11 protein-coding genes and 1 pseudogene are annotated in these 16,156 nt (G+C 57.9%); 5 read left to right on the plus strand and 7 right to left on the minus strand.

Annotated features, from left to right (window positions below):
• The 3 genes and pseudogenes from VGI36_05295 to VGI36_05305 form a co-directional block, all read right to left on the minus strand.
• Nucleotides 1–544: hypothetical protein (locus VGI36_05295; GenBank protein HEY2484540.1), on the minus strand; the 544-nt coding region annotated here is incomplete at its 3' end.
• A 699-nt stretch (nt 545–1,243) separates the two neighbouring features.
• Nucleotides 1,244–1,939: pseudogene (locus tag VGI36_05300) on the minus strand (TauD/TfdA family dioxygenase).
• 510 nt (nt 1,940–2,449) lie between these two features.
• Entirely contained in the window at nt 2,450–2,959 is a 510-nt protein-coding gene (locus VGI36_05305; GenBank protein HEY2484541.1) for a DUF1993 domain-containing protein, read from the minus strand.
• A 1,758-nt stretch (nt 2,960–4,717) separates the two neighbouring features.
• On the opposite strand from VGI36_05305, the gene VGI36_05310 reads away from it, so the two are divergent.
• Nucleotides 4,718–6,241 (plus strand): DHA2 family efflux MFS transporter permease subunit, encoded by a 1,524-nt coding sequence (locus VGI36_05310; GenBank protein HEY2484542.1) that lies wholly within the window; start codon nt 4,718–4,720, stop codon nt 6,239–6,241.
• Nucleotides 6,242–6,721: 480 nt separating this feature from the next.
• Here VGI36_05310 and VGI36_05315 read toward each other — a convergent pair whose 3' ends face one another.
• Nucleotides 6,722–7,447, minus strand: coding sequence for a nucleotidyltransferase domain-containing protein (locus tag VGI36_05315; protein HEY2484543.1), 726 nt, complete (start codon nt 7,445–7,447; stop codon nt 6,722–6,724).
• A 298-nt stretch (nt 7,448–7,745) separates the two neighbouring features.
• Between VGI36_05315 and VGI36_05320 the strand changes: the two genes are divergently transcribed.
• Both VGI36_05320 and VGI36_05325 read left to right on the plus strand, forming a co-directional pair.
• Nucleotides 7,746–8,828 carry a class I SAM-dependent methyltransferase gene (locus tag VGI36_05320; GenBank protein HEY2484544.1) on the plus strand — a complete coding sequence of 361 codons (1,083 nt, stop codon included), beginning with the start codon at nt 7,746–7,748 and terminating at the stop codon, nt 8,826–8,828.
• 383 nt (nt 8,829–9,211) lie between these two features.
• Entirely contained in the window at nt 9,212–10,480 is a 1,269-nt protein-coding gene (locus VGI36_05325; GenBank protein HEY2484545.1) for a CoA transferase, read from the plus strand.
• Between the two features lie 409 nt (nt 10,481–10,889).
• Here VGI36_05325 and VGI36_05330 read toward each other — a convergent pair whose 3' ends face one another.
• The 3 genes from VGI36_05330 to VGI36_05340 form a co-directional block, all read right to left on the minus strand.
• Entirely contained in the window at nt 10,890–11,807 is a 918-nt protein-coding gene (locus VGI36_05330) for a DUF1028 domain-containing protein (GenBank protein HEY2484546.1), read from the minus strand.
• Nucleotides 11,808–11,963: 156 nt separating this feature from the next.
• A complete protein-coding gene (locus tag VGI36_05335) occupies nt 11,964–12,554 on the minus strand; it encodes a VOC family protein (protein HEY2484547.1) in 591 nt (196 codons plus the stop codon).
• A gap of 67 nt (nt 12,555–12,621) precedes the next feature.
• Nucleotides 12,622–13,491, minus strand: coding sequence for an SAM-dependent methyltransferase (locus VGI36_05340; protein HEY2484548.1), 870 nt, complete (start codon nt 13,489–13,491; stop codon nt 12,622–12,624).
• A gap of 1,411 nt (nt 13,492–14,902) precedes the next feature.
• On the opposite strand from VGI36_05340, the gene VGI36_05345 reads away from it, so the two are divergent.
• Together VGI36_05345 and VGI36_05350 are read left to right on the plus strand one after the other, a co-directional pair.
• Nucleotides 14,903–15,904 (plus strand): metallophosphoesterase, encoded by a 1,002-nt coding sequence (locus VGI36_05345; protein HEY2484549.1) that lies wholly within the window; start codon nt 14,903–14,905, stop codon nt 15,902–15,904.
• Between the two features lie 4 nt (nt 15,905–15,908).
• Nucleotides 15,909–16,156: hypothetical protein (locus VGI36_05350; protein HEY2484550.1), on the plus strand; the 248-nt coding region annotated here is incomplete at its 3' end.

Below are 16,156 nucleotides of genomic sequence, written 5' to 3' on the forward strand. Positions count from 1 at the left end.
TTTTTGACTGGCTCGATGGCAGCCATCCGCGGCGGGTAATCGCGATCACATGGAAGAAATTGGTAAACTGAAATGCAAAATAATCGAATACGTGCGCGTTGTCGCCGGAACCGCTCAACAACAGCATCACCAGGCCTGAGCAGCCCCAATCTAGTAGCTCCAGTTTTACGCCGGGCGCGACTCTAACAAATTTTTCCGCTTTATATGTGACGGTATCGTAGGGCGGAGTATTGATACAGCTCGGTGGTTTATAGTCCGGTATTGCTTGGGTCACGCTGCTCATACAAAGTGTGAGCAAAAGGATCATGGTAGGAGTCACTTTACCAAGTGTTCCCATAGTCTTTGATTGCCTCATCTCATTTATTAGGTCGTAGCCTTCGTCTGGATACAGCACGTACGTTGCGTTGCCGCTGTTCTTTTGGATTGCGGCCGCAATCTGCTCGGACTCGGGCTGCTGGGCGCGCGCGTAGGTTGCTCTTTGCCCATTCAGGATCGAAATCCAGATCTTGTCTGCCGCAAATAAGGCTGATGCATTGATTGACAATTCCCTGTCAGCCTGACACCTTGTACGATTTTTTGCCGAACCACTTCATCGAGAATACATTTCGCGTCGTGGTTTACCGGCATCCGATCCGCGGACCTACGTCAAGCTCCTGCAAGGGCTGGCCCTCCCGCCGAAATGGCACGGCAAAGCAGCTGCCAACATGGGGGCGAAGGCGATCATCTTGGACTCGGGCCACCGTAGTGGTCGGCAGGCGTCTTACTGACTCAGTCGCTTCAACTGATGTCATCGCTATTCGCCCTGCGGATAGTTTCACGTGTAGCAGCTGATGCTGATTTCAGAGGCAGACTAAGCGAGTAGGAAAACGCTCCTCGCAGAGCATCGAGCTAGTGCCACACGTCGCGCAGTGACATAGCGGAGAAACAGGCATCACTAGGAATCGGAGTCGAACGAACGTTTCGGTGATTTGAGAATCGTGACCTCATGAAACTTAGATACCGTGATCGTGATAAAGCCTTTTCATACCTAAGGTTCAGCGCCGAGTGTAGCCGCCCGCGGTGAAGAGGACCCCAATTTAAGGCTGGAAGTCAAACCAGAGTCGATGGTGAAGCAAGGAGGTGGATGCTCGCATCACGTTCCTCCTCAGCCGTGAAGCTCGGAAGTTCTTCATCCATAGGCTCACGGACCTCGCTACATCTCGTTCGTGGCCTCTACCGCGGGATATCTCCAACGAGGGTTGTCCTATGCATCACTCGGGGCGCCTCGCCGTAGTCGTGAACCGCATAATGTAAACGTACAGCCGTTGTCCCACATCACGGCATCGCACGGCGCCCACTGATGTCGATAAGTAAAATCCGGCCGGCAGCCCTGCTCGAACGAAAATTCCAAAAACCCCCGACTCTGTGCCTCGGTCAGCCCATCGATGCAATAGGCATAGAGTCGGTTCACATAGAGCCCTTTGCGTCCTGTTTCCGGATGAGTCCGCACTATCGGATGGCTTTGCGGAGGAGCCGTATTCTCAATCCCGGAGTAGGCGGCCAGCTTTGCTCCTCCGTGCCATGCTCGTAAATATTGGAGAAGACGCTTCATGCCGTCGGATAACGTTTCGTACGCCAGGTACTGGTTGGCAAACATGGTGTCGCCACCCGCTTCGGGCAAAACTTGCGCCGCCAGAATTGCATGCGCCGGGGGCGCAGGCATAAAAGAAAGGTCGGAGTGCCATTGCTCGGTGGTGAAGGCGTAGGCTTTGCCGCGGTTGATGCTCTCAGCCACGTCCGGATGATTGGGCATCTCGAGTTGCTTCAGATAAGGCGCGTGGAGCACTTCGCCCCAACGACGGGTGAAGATTGTTTGCGCCGCCGGATCAAGAAACTGCCCTCGGAACACCAACATGCAGTGATCGAGGAACGCCTGGTGAATCGTGGCAAAAGTGCCGTCGTCAAGAGGACGCTGAGATCGACCCCTTTTACCTCAGCTCCGATCGCACCAGTCAGACGTTTGACCGTAATCTGCGTCTGCATAGCTCGCCCTCCCTTTGTACCTTAGGGGTCGGACCCGCTCGCTGGTTAGACGGACCCGAACGAAAGGCTTGGAATCAAATCGGAAAGTTATCATGGTGAATTGTTCAGCTCGTCGAGCAGCACCTTGGCGTCCTTCAGGTCGGCGGTGTCGAATCATATGCACGCGCTCGCGGTGCGGGATTCGGATTTATCGCCAAGTACTCGGGGAATATGTGACTTGGCACCGTAGTCCACTGGGACGAGTTCGTAGTGCAATCCGTTTTTCCGAGCGACGTGCGGGATCATCAGATCGTGGTTGCGGACTATGCCCTCCCTTGTTCGCTGGGAGACCACGCGTGAGTCACTACCCGGCTCGCACGGTCCCGCAGGCCGCAGCGCGCGCCCCAGCCGCGATTGCCGTCCAGAAACTATGAACGGATCCGACCAATTATGACGGCATCGAGCCCAGATAGTCGCGCTTGCCGATGTTTACGCCGACGTGGCGAAGGATGTCGTACGCAGTCGTCGTATGGAAGCCTACTTGCGGCATTGCGAGGTGATACAGATAGCTCTGCGCCTTCATCGTGCGCTGCTGGCCGCCCATCGGAACCGTGACGTCCAAATCGTCTTTGCCGTCCAGCTGGTTGGGCCGCAGCCCCTTCAGAAAATCGACCGTCTTGTCGATGCGCGATTGTATCTCGGCCCAGCTGTTGTCCTGGTCCGGCAGGCTCGGCAGAGCGACCCCGGCGACGCGCCCGGCGCCGAGGGCGTGATTGCAGACCTGGCGCACCTGGCGCTCCAGCGTGAACATGTCGGGATAGAGCCGCAGATTGAGTATCGTGGCAGTGTCCCATTTGTGCGCCGTGGCGTGTTCTTCGGCTTTCTGCAGTATGGTCTTGAGGCCGCCGAGCAGCTGGAGGCAAACCGGCACAAAGCCGGAATATAGCGATATGGCCATCGGAGCTTCTCCCTCCTGCGGAGTTTATGACCCTCAACGGAGAATGATAGTTGCAGTTTCAGTGTCAGCCAGGGCGATCGCGTGAAAAGCCCAGCTACGAATGAAGAAGTTCACATTCTTTTACCTTGGAACTCCACTTTCCATGGAGGACAAACTGGACATCGCGCATACATAGAGTGGCATCTGGGTTCGCCAACCTCCAGAACTGTACCCAGGAAGTCTGTCGTCCAAGAACCATCCAGATCGTTGGTTAAGAAGCCTACATTCTCAAGGATAAGCGATGTTAGGGCTTCTTGAAGAACCCCGCAACTTGAAAGTCGAGGGTGCGGGCGATCTTCTGGATCCTAGCTAAGAAAGGTCGGCGGTTGCCCGAAGGATCTGCGAAAGGTGATGTTGACCCAAAAATTCCTGGAGGACGTTCTAGCTCTGAGAACCTTCGCTGTTCGAATCGGTCCCACGAGTCGCGAGTCTGGATCCAACTTCTAAAAAAAGCTCCCCTGCACCGGGATGGTTCTATCAGGCACGAGCAGCTCGGGCCCATCGTTGTTCAGGTTATTCACGAGTGCTGAGGCTCCACTCAGGACGAGGACGGGCTGTTGCGTGAAAGTCAAAAATTCTTTAAACAGCCAGGATTAAATCCTGTCCGCAAGGTAGCCGCGCCCTCTACGTATCGATGCAGTTGAAGCAGCTGCGCTACTCGACTACAAGTCGCAAATTCCGGCCGAAAAAACAGCCCTGCTCCGGTGAGCCGCATCGTGAGGGCGGCGGAAACGAAGGAGGGGTGGTATTTTACAGTGTACGAGCAGGCGCGTTCGAGGTGCTCGACGATAAGCTCAAGGTTGTCGGAACGTTGAACATGGCGGACTTTGAAGGCGCTGGAAGACCAGAAAAAATTCCGAAGCCGACAGGCTTGAGGCTGGACAGGCGCGGTTAGACCACTAACAATCGCGATAATGACGGTTGAACGCGACTAGCGGCTCTGCCGTAGAGACGAAGCGAATCCCGCCGTACGCGCATCGACCTGAGAATCTTTCTGCCATGGCAGGCGCACCTCCTCGGAGGCTACGAATCCGCGGTTTGTGATTTCAGAGGGTCGGTCTGGCGGTCAGAAATCGGGGATACCTTAGCCCCGAAGTCTTCGACCATTCGTCGTCGCAAAGTTGCGCTCCGATCGGTGGAGCTTTGCCGGGAATGGAACTGGCCTGCGTCGCGCGGAGCGCTGTATCAGGCTTGGCCTCGAATTGGGGCTGGTGTTTGAAGGAGGTTCAGGTGAATTGCGCAACTCCTCGAGCAGGGCCCTGGCGTCCTTTAGCTCGGCGGTGGCGAAGCCCTCGGTGAACAAGTGGAAGATCGCGCGGAGCTTTTACGAACGCCTCACGGCCTTGACGAACCCAATTGCCACGCGATCTGCAGCGCGATCGGTGGTGCGACCACTCCGAGATTGCTGCGCACTGGCGGCCATTATCCTGGGCAGAAACCGATCGTTGGGCGTTTCGCTGCCGGCGTTGTCATCGGGAGTTTGTGGTAGCGCTCTCAGCTCCTCCGTCGAACCGGGTGTTGGTAGCGATGGGATTTTCAGAAATGACAAGCCTAAGGGTCTCGAAAATTCGTGAGCCGAAGAACCTTAGAGAACACAGACCGTTCGCTAAAGCCATCGACAGGCGATGCTGAGTCTGGTCCAGAGACTGATCAAACGCGCCGGAACTGCGATCCGGTGTAGCCGTTAACCGCGTTGCGATAATCTTGCGTCGCTGAACAATGGAATCAAAACCTTCTTTGGCCAACCCGAACGAAAGCGGAGCCATCGAGCCGAGGGCTCATCAGCAGCCCCACAAGTGGCTGGTGGCCGCCTCTGTATTACTCGGAGCGATCCTCACCCTTCTGGACGGATCCATCGTAAATGTCGCGCTACCCTATATGCAGCGTAGCTTCGGCGTCGGTGTCGATCGGATCACTTGGGTGGTCACCAGCTACCTGGCCGCGGTCAGCGTTATGATTCCGATGAGCGGTTGGATCGCGGTGCGGATGGGTCGACGGCGCTACCTGCTGATTTCGGTCGGGATGTTCGTGGCGGCCTCCGCACTCTGCGGTCTCGCGCGGAGCATCGGACAAATAATCGTGTTCCGGGTGATGCAAGGCTTCGCCGGCGCCGCGATGATGCCACTTTCACAGGCGATTATGCTCGAGACATTTCCCGTCGAGGAGCATACGCTCGCGATGACGACCTTCGGCATCGGAATGATGGCCGCGCCTGTCATCGGCCCGACTCTTGGTGGGTGGATAACCGAGACCTTCAGTTGGCGCTGGAATTTCTACGTTAACGTTCCGATCGGTTCGCTCGCGGCGATAATGGTGTACGCATATGTACACGACCCACTCTATCTGCGCGCCCAACGCCGGGGCGCTAGGGTGGACTACCTTGGGATCATTCTGATTACGGTCGCCCTCGCGGCCTTCCAGATCGTGCTCGGTCGCGGGGGTCACGATGGTTGGTTCGCGGCGCCATGGGTCAGATACACCGCTATGGTGTCGGTGATATCGGCGCTAGCCCTGGTTATTCATGAGCTGCACTACCCGGAGCCCATCGTCGATCTGCGCCTGTTCGGCATTATGGAATTTTCGGTCGGAGTGGCGTTGCTATCGCTACAGGGTCTGGCCCTTTGGACCATCAACCTCTTGAATCCTTTGTTCCTGGAAAATGTCTTGCATTACGATGCCTGGAGCGCGGGCCTCGCAGTCGCACCGCGGGGACTCGGAGTGGTTATCGCACTGCTGGCGGTTGGCCAACTATCGCGCCGCTACTACGATATGCGACCCATCGTCTGCGTTGGATTTCTCATCGGCGCGTACCAAGCATATCGGATGTCACAGTGGACCTTAAACACGCACGAAAGCGAGGTGCTGATGCCGATCTTTCTATTCGGGGTCGGTCTCGGTGCGGTTTTCCCGATCGTCACGGCCCTTGCCGTCGGGCAGATAAACCGCGAGCGAATTGGTTTCGCATCGAGCCTGTTCTCGATGATGGTCAACACGGGTGCTGCGGCCGGAATAGGCATTGCGACCAACCTGCTTACAGCCAGTCATCGACGCCACGAGGCACAGATCCTGGCACTGGTATCGTCGTCGGCGCTGTACACGAACGTCCTGAAGTCGCAAGCATGGTTGCTCGCGTACAACGATGTGTATCGAAAGACCGCAATTTTGCTGTTACTCCTATGTCCGTGGGCGTTCTTTCTCAGGCGAGCACCGGCAAATACTGACACGACTCTTGGGGTCGAATGAGGGGGCAGTTGAAGCGCGTCCTTCTGCCAGCAACTATGCTCGATTGCGCCGTTACGGTACATCTCGGTTGGTCTTCGCGATGAGTTTCTCAATACTGACTCTCACGATCGTGAACATCAGTCGCTTAGCTGTGTCAGCATGAGGCCGCAAATTTTTCGGCCAAGTTGCGCGACCGCGCAAGAAGTTCTATGAGGGTTCGCACCGCGCACAGGCGAGCGGTCGCCGCTTACGATGCCTTCAGTCCATCTCCCGAGCAAAGGCCAGACCGTGAGCGCTGAGCAGGAAGTCGATAGGTTGATCGTGGACATAGTCAACTCGCGATTGCGCCCGACTTTGGGAAATGATGGCTTCCACGGTGTCGAGGTAGTGCCGCGGTTGCGCGGCGGATAAGGCGCTCGACAACATGGTCGCGACACGTGCCTCTAAAGCTGGATTCCGAGTTCTTTGTTCAGGTAGCAGAGAGTGGCGGCTTCGAATGCTTCAGGCCACGGAACTGAGAGTTTTTCGGCCAGTTTTTTTGCTCGCGGTAGGAAAACGCGAGCGCACTTCACGCTGGCTTCGATCACTGATTGGCGGTTCGCGTCCACGCCGGCATTTTTTCAAGAATATCCATTTGCTAACGGGTAAGAGGCGCTTCAGGTGGAGCGCCCCAGCGCCGCGAATTCCATTTTCCTCGAGGAACAGTTGAATAAGAGACGACCGGAGCAGACCAGCTCCGGTGACGGCGACGACGTATTCTTCTCTGCCTATCGCCACGGGGGCAAGCCCAAACACACGTATAAATTCGTTGACGATCGCCATGAGCTTGCTTGAACCGCCTTCCATGAGATCTTCAGCGGGAAGCGTAGCGTAGAGATTGGACTCGTCGAGGAGAACCTTGAGCGACTTTTGGCTACGGATTCTGAGTTGATCTGGATCAAGGACCAGCAGGTCGCAGCGGAGCCAGTCCGAAGTGATTGCGTTCAGGAGAGGAGCTGCCGGGAAGGGACGTTGCCAGAAAACTACCTCGTTGATGCTGCCGAGGATATCAGGCCATGAGCGGAGGAACTCTTCCTGCTTTCGGTGGTCAGTGATGAGAAGAAGATCGACGTCACTGTACTGGTCGGCGGTCCCACAGCCGAAGCTACCTGAGAGAAACAAGGCTCGCACACGTTGGTCGTTCTGGAGCTTGCGCTTAATGCGTTCGATAAGTGCAGTTTGGTCCATAGGCTTAGCAGACTAAAACAAGATCACGGTCTTAGCCGAGAGGATTTAGTTCCTTAGGATTCAGCCAGTCATCTGCAGTTGCTGAGACCGAATATAATCCGGGAAGTGGCATTTGACCCGCAAATGGCCGACAATCTAGCGCGAGGTGTCCCGCTAGAAGCGGCGCGACGGGTGTCCGTTGTTTCCTGTAATAGTAAATATGCAAGGGATTTATCCTACAATAGAGATTCAGCGAAATCCGGTAGCGCCGCATAGACAAGCCGCGATGATTTCTCGGGTCGCGGAAAGGTTTTGAATCATGGCCGAAACGAATCACCAGACCGACGTCGAGAAAGTGGGAAAATTCGCGCAGGAGGTCTTTGGCCATCTTGCGGGAGCGCTGGTTTCGGGCATGATCCACCTCGGCGAACGCATGGGTCTCTACCGAGCGCTGAAGGACGCCGGTCCTCTCACCAGCGAAGAATTGGCACGCAAGACCGGCCTCAATGAACGCTGGGTTCGCGAGTGGCTCTACCAGCAGGCGACCGCTAAAATAATAGACTATAAGGGTGAGTCACGTTTCGAACTCAGCCCCGAGGGCGCCCTCGTGCTGGCGGACGAAAACAGTCCTTTTTTTCTCGCTGGCGGTTTTTGCGCACTCCCGCAGCAGATGGCGCTGTTGAACCAGCTCCCGCGCTCATTCCAAAGCGGACTCGGCCTATCTTATGACCAGTTCGGTTCAGAAGTGAATGTCGGCGTCGAGCGACTGCTCGCTCCCTGGTTTCGGACGCAGCTTGTACCCAGCGCCCTGCCAAGGCTCGACGGCGTCGTCGCCAAGCTGCAGGCAGGCGCCAAGGTTGCGGATGTCGGATGCGGCGCTGGCATTGCGATCATCGAGATGGCGAAGGCTTACCCGCGGTCGCAGTTTCACGGTTACGATATCGCAAAGCTGCCCCTCCAGCGTGCTGCCGAAAACGCACGGAAGGCCGGGGTGGAGAACGTGCATCTGCACGACGCAGGCGTCGATCCTCTTCCAGGCGATGCTAGTTGCGATTTCATCACTACCTTCGATTGCCTCCACGACATGACGAGGCCCGACCTTGTGATGCTGGCCATTCGCAAAGCCATCAAATCGGACGGAACGTGGCTGATCGCCGACGTTCACGGGATGCCGACTTTCGAGGAAAACCTGAAGCAAAATCCCCTAGCGCCGCTCATGTACGGCTTTTCAGTGATTTGCTGTATGTCGTCCGCGCTTTCCGAGCCCGGCGGCCTCGGGTTGGGCACCCTCGGATTTCCCGAGCCAGTCGCCCGCAGGATGACGGCGGAGGCCGGGTTCACGCGCTTCGTAACCAAAGATTTTGAGAACCCGATCAACGCCTACTATGAAGTCCGGCCCTAGCGGAGCGACCGCCCTCGGGGCACGTCCCCAAATCTCAAGCGCCTTGAGGTCAACTCTCCTTAGAACAAGTCCAAAGGCTCCGGCCACTCCTACCGCCACGAAGCAAAGGGAATTCTTATTCGACCCCGAAACGACGGAGCTCGGCGCGAACACCTCGAGAATCACTGCCGCCGCAAGGGGCAGCATCTGCAGTCAGGTCGGGGTAAAGCGATGTCCCTTCTGTTGAGGAGGAGTAGCCGAGGGAACACTCTTGTCGTTTTAGAGGGAACACCCTCGTCTTTTTAGATCGTCGATTAGATAGGCAAGGTTACGCGAAGCCCCAGGGATTCGACAATTCGCTAGCCGTTTTGTAGGTTGCGAAATAGTTACTCGAGGAGGTCCGATTGATAGCATCGTCGCAAGGGATGCTCGAAGGTTACCGTGTCCTGGATTTCACCCAGATGGTTGCCGGTCCCACCTGCACGAGGATTTTGGCCGAGATGGGAGCCGAGGTCATCAAGCTCGAACTGGCACCAGACGGTGACCGCGTCAGGGCTGGCGGTCTTAAACCGCTCACTGCGGAGTTCAAAAATTCGACCACCAGCACCTATTACCTGCAGCACAACCATAGCAAGCTGAGCTTCGCCATCGATCTCAAACAACCTGAAGCACGCTCGTTGGTGATGTCGATGCTGCCCAAGATCGATGTGGTCGTGGAAAATTTCGCTCCAGGTGTGATCAAACGCCTTGGTTTCGCTTACGAAGACGTCAGGAAGACTAATCCAAAGATCATCATGGCGTCGATCTCGATGGCGGGACAGACCGGATCGCTCTCCTATAAGGCCGGTTACGATTATATCGGTCAGGCTTACGCTGGTGTCACCGACGGGATCGGCGAACGCGATATGGCGCCTTCGTTGGTAACGATGGCGATCGGCGACGTCTCGACCGGCGTTGCCGCAGCGATGGCTGTGGGCTTCGCCTTGCTCCATCGCGAACGAACCGGCGAGGGACAGTATCTGGACGCTTCGCTGATCGACACCTACTACCACATGCATGAGACCAGCCCGCCGATGGTGGCACTGCGTGGTCATAAATACCGGAAGACGCGCAATGGCTCGCAGCATCCCGACGGCGGTCCGACCGGCGTCTATCACTTTAAGGATGATCAATACATCGTGCTGACGATTCCGACGGGGCACCAGTGGCGAGCCTTCACCCGCGCGGTGGGGATGCCACAACTGGCAGATGATCCGCGCTTCAAGAGCGCGCGCGGCCGTCGTGATAATGGCATAGAGCTGAAGGTCATTATCGAGGATTGGCTGAAGACCTTTACCACTCGCGACGACGCGCTGGCGTCACTAGACAAGGAACGGGTACCGTGCGCCCCAGTCTTGACGGTCAACGAGGCGACCTGCCATCCGCATCTGAACGAGCGCAAAACGGTTCGCTGGGTGAATGACCCGTTGCTTGGCAGAGTGGCGGTGCCGGGCGTACCGGTGAAGTTCTCGTCGTGGCCCGATCGGACCGAACTGCGGACCGCCCGGCTAGGCGAAGACAATGAACGAGTGCTCCGAGAACTGCTTGGCATGCCCGACGATCAGATTCGGCAACTGCACGCTAGGGGCATTTTAGTCCGCGATCCGACGCTTGCCGAGCACCCACGCCGCTAGACATCGGTGTAGCGGCACGCCACTTGACCGGAATCAGAGGCGGTCTTTAGCGTCATCCTACTAGTCATGACTCATAGTCCACTTGCCCGAAATGAGTCGCGTTCCACGAGTGGTAGGTGCAGAGCGCAGCTGTTTCAAGTGCATACGTTGCCCGGGACGCTTGCCGTACGACCGCTATTTTTGTATAGACTTACCAGACAATCGGAGAGCCGGACGATGAACCGCTTCGCCGCGTTCGGGTTCGGGTTTCTCCTGACCTTTATGTCTGGCCTCGCAGCGCCATCCCTCAAGGCCGGCACTGCCACCGTCCATCCGTAGCTCGGCGGGTCGTTTCGAGCGTAACGCCGGGCGGGTGCGAGGTCCAACCGAAAAGTGGCGCAGAAGCGGCGCAGCCCGCTCTGTCAGTGGCCTAGCTGGTCAGCATTCGCCGGATTTGCTCTTTGGTGCCGCGGTCGAGCTGGAAGATCTTCTCCGGCAGACGCAACGCGAGTTCGATCCAGTTGCGGTCGCCCGCCGCCGCCTCACGAAGTTTCGTGAGTCCTGCATCGACCCGTCTCGCCCGAAACAGGGCGATCGCATGCCAGAACCGCATTTCGGGATTTTCGCCGATCAGCTCGGCGGCGCGCTCGTATTCGCGGCTCCCGTTCTCGACATCGCCGAGCGCGAACGCACGGTCGGCGCGATTGCTCGCATCGTAGCCGGCCGCCACTTGTAGGAGCCGTCTCAGCTCGTCGAGCGGCCGCGGCGAGTCGTCTATCCGGAAGTCGAAATTTCCGCCGCGAGGGCGCTCAGGACTCGGCGGCCCGACTAGCAGCAGTCCCGCGGACTGCATCCCGCGGATGTCACCGCCCTCCGCTTCAGCCGCGAACAACGCGGCGAGCATACGCTCGGCAAGGTGGCCGGTGGTGGCGCGAAACGCCTTCGCCATCGCCGGCCATACGCTCGCGCGCAGCATCATGTTCGCCTGCACCGAAAATTGATCGCCTAATTCGTGACCGGCTTCGGGAATCGTGTCAGCGCCGGTGTGCGCTGCGACCCGTCCCTGCGCGTCGACCATCGCGACCTGACGAATGCCTCCGTGTGGATCGGCAACCACCAATCCGCGAAGTGCATCGGCGGGCGACCTACCCGACCGCATCAGCGCGAGCCCGAGCGATCCGTAGCTCGGGTCCCCCGAGGCCTGGCTCGCCACGACTCCGACTCCCGGCTCTCCCGAGAGCACCGCGCCGGAGCGGAAGTAGTGCGACTGCACCGCACCACCCATTTCGCCGGTCACCGGATCTCGCGCAAGGATCGAATAGGTGTGGACCAGCCGCTCGAGTTCCATAACCGCCTCCAAGGTTCGGAGAATGGCTGCGTGAATCGAAAGGCTCAATGGCGCACGGCAGGAGCGGGCCGATGTTCTACATGGGCCTCAATGGCGAACTCACTGAGAGAAGTGGGTGCGCCCGCCGCTCGCGCGATGGCGTGCCTGGCTACTTGATTATTCGGCCAGGCGCCGGATTACAGCCATGTCTACCGGTTTTTTCGGATCGTAGTGGCGAAGTTCCTCTTCCGGCACGCCCGCGTGGTACTTGCGTGCGATATCGTCCGGGTCCAGCGGCCCGCCGATCACATTCTCGCCGAGCCTGTTCTGCATCCACGAATGCCATTCCGCCTTCGGTACACTGTCGATCGACAGCTCGACGCCGTTGTCATCGGGATCGCGATAGTAGAGCGACATCGTGATGCCATGGTGGATGCATACGCGCGGCGTGATCCCCCCTTCCTTCAACCGCTCGTAATTCGTAATCCAGTCGCCCAGCGTCTCGTAGAAGAACGCCAGATGGTCGAGCCCTGTTGTGCGCTTGGGTTTATCGATGAGCCCGGGAAACGCCGCGAGCGCGATTCGATGATGCTCGTCGTCATATGTCATGAACGCGATGAATTCGTTCTGGTACATCACCTTCGCACCGAGCACCGTGCCGTACCATTCGACCATCTCCTTCAGGCGCGTGGTTCGGAGCACTGCGTGCGAAAGTCGCGCGGGACTCTTTATCGTGCGTTTTTCTGTCCCGTTAGGATTAGCGCTCATGGTCGACTCTCCTTGGTTGGCGATCAGTCGATCAGCCGACTGATTTCAGACTCCTATCATATAGCCATCAACATACAACCGCTTCCGCGAGGCGCTCGCATTCGGAAACGGTGAGCCTCCGGTTCATGGGCCCGAGATACCGCGCCTGGTAGTCGGCGCTCCCGACATCGGCCTTCAGCGCGAGGTGAAATGGCGCTAGGTACTCGCCGATAGTTTGCGGATCGAGGCCGAAGATCCAGGGCGCGCCCTGTTTCGCGACTTCCGTCATGAGCCGCTGCGCGCCGGGAATATCCGAACTGCCGTCGATTACGCCCTTCACCACGTAGGTAAACGCGATCTTGCTGCCGGGGGCCGATTTGCCGGCGAAGGAGAGCGTCTTTCGCACCGCATCCTCCGAGATGTACTGCGTAACTCCTTCCCAGATGAAGACCGCGCGCTTCGATGAATCGAATGAAGTGCGCGCGAAGACGCTTTCCAGCGAGTCGGTGTTGAAGTCTGTCGGGACGAACGTGACGTTCGGCGGCAGGCCGCCGAGATACCGCGCGAGCTTCGCCTTCTTGTCGTTCTGGACCTTCGGCAGATCGACTTCGAAGACGCGCAGCTTGTCGATTCGAGGGAGACGATAGGCACGGGTGTCGAGCCCGGCGCCGAGAATCACGAATTGATCGATTCCGTCAGATATCGCGGCCGCGATCACGTCGTCGCCGTAACGCACGCGGCAGATAAGAGCGCCGTATGTTCCTTCGGCGATCCCTTCGGTTTTGCTAAGGAAAAAATTCCGCACACTGGAGAAGCGCATGGCGGCTTTGATCGGCCCCGCTATAATCGCCTCGATCACCGAATCGTTGAAGAGGCGCGCCGCCGGCGGTTGATATTGTTCGACCAGGCGGCAAATTGCCGCGCCGATCGCTGTGCCGCCCGCGCCTCGATTCGCCATAGGCCCGCTCCAATCTCGCAATATCAGATTGCAAATGGCGATGCCTCTGCGACACGTCTGAAGACGATCTGCGAAAGCACATCCGCATGGACCGATCGCGGCAAACCGCAGGCGGAAAGTACGATTCCATACTGCAAAATTCTATTCGGCGATTCTGGCCGGCAGGACGATCGCGATTATCGGCTACGGAAACCAGGGACCTTCCCAGGCGATCAACTACGCTGCGCCGCCCCATCATGTGTGATGGACAACGTCGAGGACGACCGTTTTCACCAGGCAAAGAGCAACGGCTTCGAGACATTCAAGTTAGATTGCTACGGCGAGAGAACGCGCTGACATCTTCATCCGACCTGAATGGCCCCTTTCGCTCAGCCTGATCGATGACATCAGCGTCGAACGATCGAACGTGTGCGCGAGGCGGGCTTCGAGCCCACGGTCCAGTCGAGACTTCGTCCCAAAATTACCAAGTCTGGCTGAATCACGAACGCGTCCTTTCTCATCGCTTTCTTTGCACTTTCGCCGCACGCCAGCTCGCCTCGCGGTTTGGCGGAGATCAAGGAATTGCGGTTGGGGCACGTGGGACGGCTGGCAGGCTTCGCCAAGTTGAAGAAGGAATGACAACCGGCAAACGGATTTCAGCCCTTCGTCAGGCTGCGACGATGCGAGGGCCGTGTTTACTCAGCGGCCGACGAGGTTCTTCGCGAGGTGGAGGCGCTGAAGCGAGAAGACCGCTGGCGGTGCGGGCTGCGAGGCATGGCGCGGCCTCGGAAGAGCAACACCCCTGTTCGGTCAAGTCACTCCGTTCCGCGCAGGTTCACGCTGCGGGCGATCTTCACAGCTCGGATATGGCCTGGGCGTTACACGGCGCGGCTCGCGGGCTCTCTTGCGAGCGAATCGAGCACGAATCCTGAATAGTCGCGATCTCTCGAAAAGGGATCCGCCGCTGTGCCGATTGGCGTACGCGATGTGGACTGCCAGCAAGGCGATCGCTCTTTCCGCGCGATAAAAGTACCTTCGCGCCGAGCGCTTGGCCTCGAGGTAAAGTTACAAAAATCGCACCGTTGGTCGTTTCGGGTGTCCTTCACGAGATCGAGGATACCGGCAGTTCGAATCCACTTCGCTATGCCACCGAATCCTTTTCTCTACGAACCCTCCCCGCTGCTCGAAATCCGCGCGTATTAGCCCGCTTTGCGAAAGGCACCTAAGAGCCGAGAACGCTCCGAATCGTTGAGTTCGCCGATTCGAGCCAGGTTTTATGCTTTTCTCTTACGCTCCCATTCCCCAGTTAATTCCAGACCGCGAGCGCGATGATTTTATTCCCCGCGCCTTTGCGGGCTAAATCGAAGGGAATTTTCTCTCGTGAGCCGAGTCTTGCTCCTTGAATGCACTCAATCAGCGCAAGGTGACCCGAATGAAAACCAAACTTGATCGTCGATCGTTCCTGCGCGTGTCAGGGACAGCTCTCAGCATCGGAGCGCTATACAGCGTCTTTCCCAGTCTCACAAAGACTGCTCGGGCGCAGGGGATGATGCGCACGCTCGCCGAGCTCAACGGCGAGCCGCCGGCGCCGTTCTCGTTCATGCAACTGAGCGATACGCACGTCGGATTCAACGGGCCGCCCGACCCGCTCGGCACCAAGGCGTTCGAAAGCGCGGTCGCAACCATCAACCGACTGAGGAATCGCCCCGAACTTGTGATCGTCACGGGTGACCTGACTCACGACGCCGACTCGTCGGACGAGCACGCCAAACGGTTCAAGCTGTTCAAGGAGATCTCGAGCAGGATCGGCGGCGCGCAAATCAAGGTCGTACCCGGAGAGAATGATGCCGCGCTCGACGGCGGCGACATGTTCCGGCAATTCATGGGTCCGACCCATTATTCATTCGATCATCGCGGTGTGCACTTCATTGCGCTGGACAACGTCTCCGCCGGACGGCCCGCGGTCGGCGCCGAGCAGCTGGCGTGGATGAAAACCGACCTGGCGCGCTTTCCAAAAACCGCGCCGATCGTGGTGTTCACTCATCGCCCGCTGTTCGACCTCAAGCCCGAGTGGGAATGGTTCACCAGCGATGGCGCCGATGTGATGAACGCGCTCGCGCCCTACGAAAACGTGACCATACTCTATGGCCACATTCATCGCGAGAATTTCCATCAAGTCGGCAACACGAAGATGTATGCGGCGCGGTCGCTGATATTCGCATTCCCCGATCCGGCGACGACGCCCGTAAAGAAGCCCGAGCCCTTCGACAATGCGGCGCCCTTCAAGAACCTCGGGATCCGGCGCGTCAACGGCAACGCCGACGGCAGCGATTTACAGATCGAGGAAGTCGAGCTCGCGACCGCCGAGTTCGCGGGCACGGTTGGAATGGATCAGATGCTCAAGCATGGAAACAACGACACAAAGGACGAATAAGCAAGTGAAAACCACGACTATCAACAAAATCGTAAGTACGATCCTTCTCGCTGGAGTATGCGAAATAGGGCTGGTCGGCGTGCCGGCCATGATCGATGTGACGCGCGCGAACGACAGTCCGAAGGTGATCGAAATCTCCGCAAAGAAATTCGAGTTCACGCCAAGCCAGATCACGCTCAAGAAGGGCGTGCCCGTGATCCTGCGGCTGCACAGCTCAGATCGGGTGCACGGCTTCATGTCGAAGCCGCTCAA

This window comes from Candidatus Binataceae bacterium (assembly GCA_036495685.1).
Classification (GTDB): Bacteria; Desulfobacterota; Binatia; order Binatales; family Binataceae; genus JAFAHS01.

What these genes read in the sequence shown, in the direction of transcription:
- VGI36_05305 (HEY2484541.1), bottom strand. Translation starts at nt 2,959, where the DNA reads ATGGCCATATCGCTATATTCCGGCTTTGTGCCGGTTTGCCTCCAGCTG.
- VGI36_05310 (HEY2484542.1), top strand. Translation starts at nt 4,718, where the DNA reads ATGGAATCAAAACCTTCTTTGGCCAACCCGAACGAAAGCGGAGCCATC.
- VGI36_05315 (HEY2484543.1), bottom strand. Translation starts at nt 7,447, where the DNA reads ATGGACCAAACTGCACTTATCGAACGCATTAAGCGCAAGCTCCAGAAC.
- VGI36_05320 (HEY2484544.1), top strand. Translation starts at nt 7,746, where the DNA reads ATGGCCGAAACGAATCACCAGACCGACGTCGAGAAAGTGGGAAAATTC.
- VGI36_05330 (HEY2484546.1), bottom strand. Translation starts at nt 11,807, where the DNA reads ATGGAACTCGAGCGGCTGGTCCACACCTATTCGATCCTTGCGCGAGAT.
- VGI36_05335 (HEY2484547.1), bottom strand. Translation starts at nt 12,554, where the DNA reads ATGAGCGCTAATCCTAACGGGACAGAAAAACGCACGATAAAGAGTCCC.
- VGI36_05340 (HEY2484548.1), bottom strand. Translation starts at nt 13,491, where the DNA reads ATGGCGAATCGAGGCGCGGGCGGCACAGCGATCGGCGCGGCAATTTGC.
- VGI36_05345 (HEY2484549.1), top strand. Translation starts at nt 14,903, where the DNA reads ATGAAAACCAAACTTGATCGTCGATCGTTCCTGCGCGTGTCAGGGACA.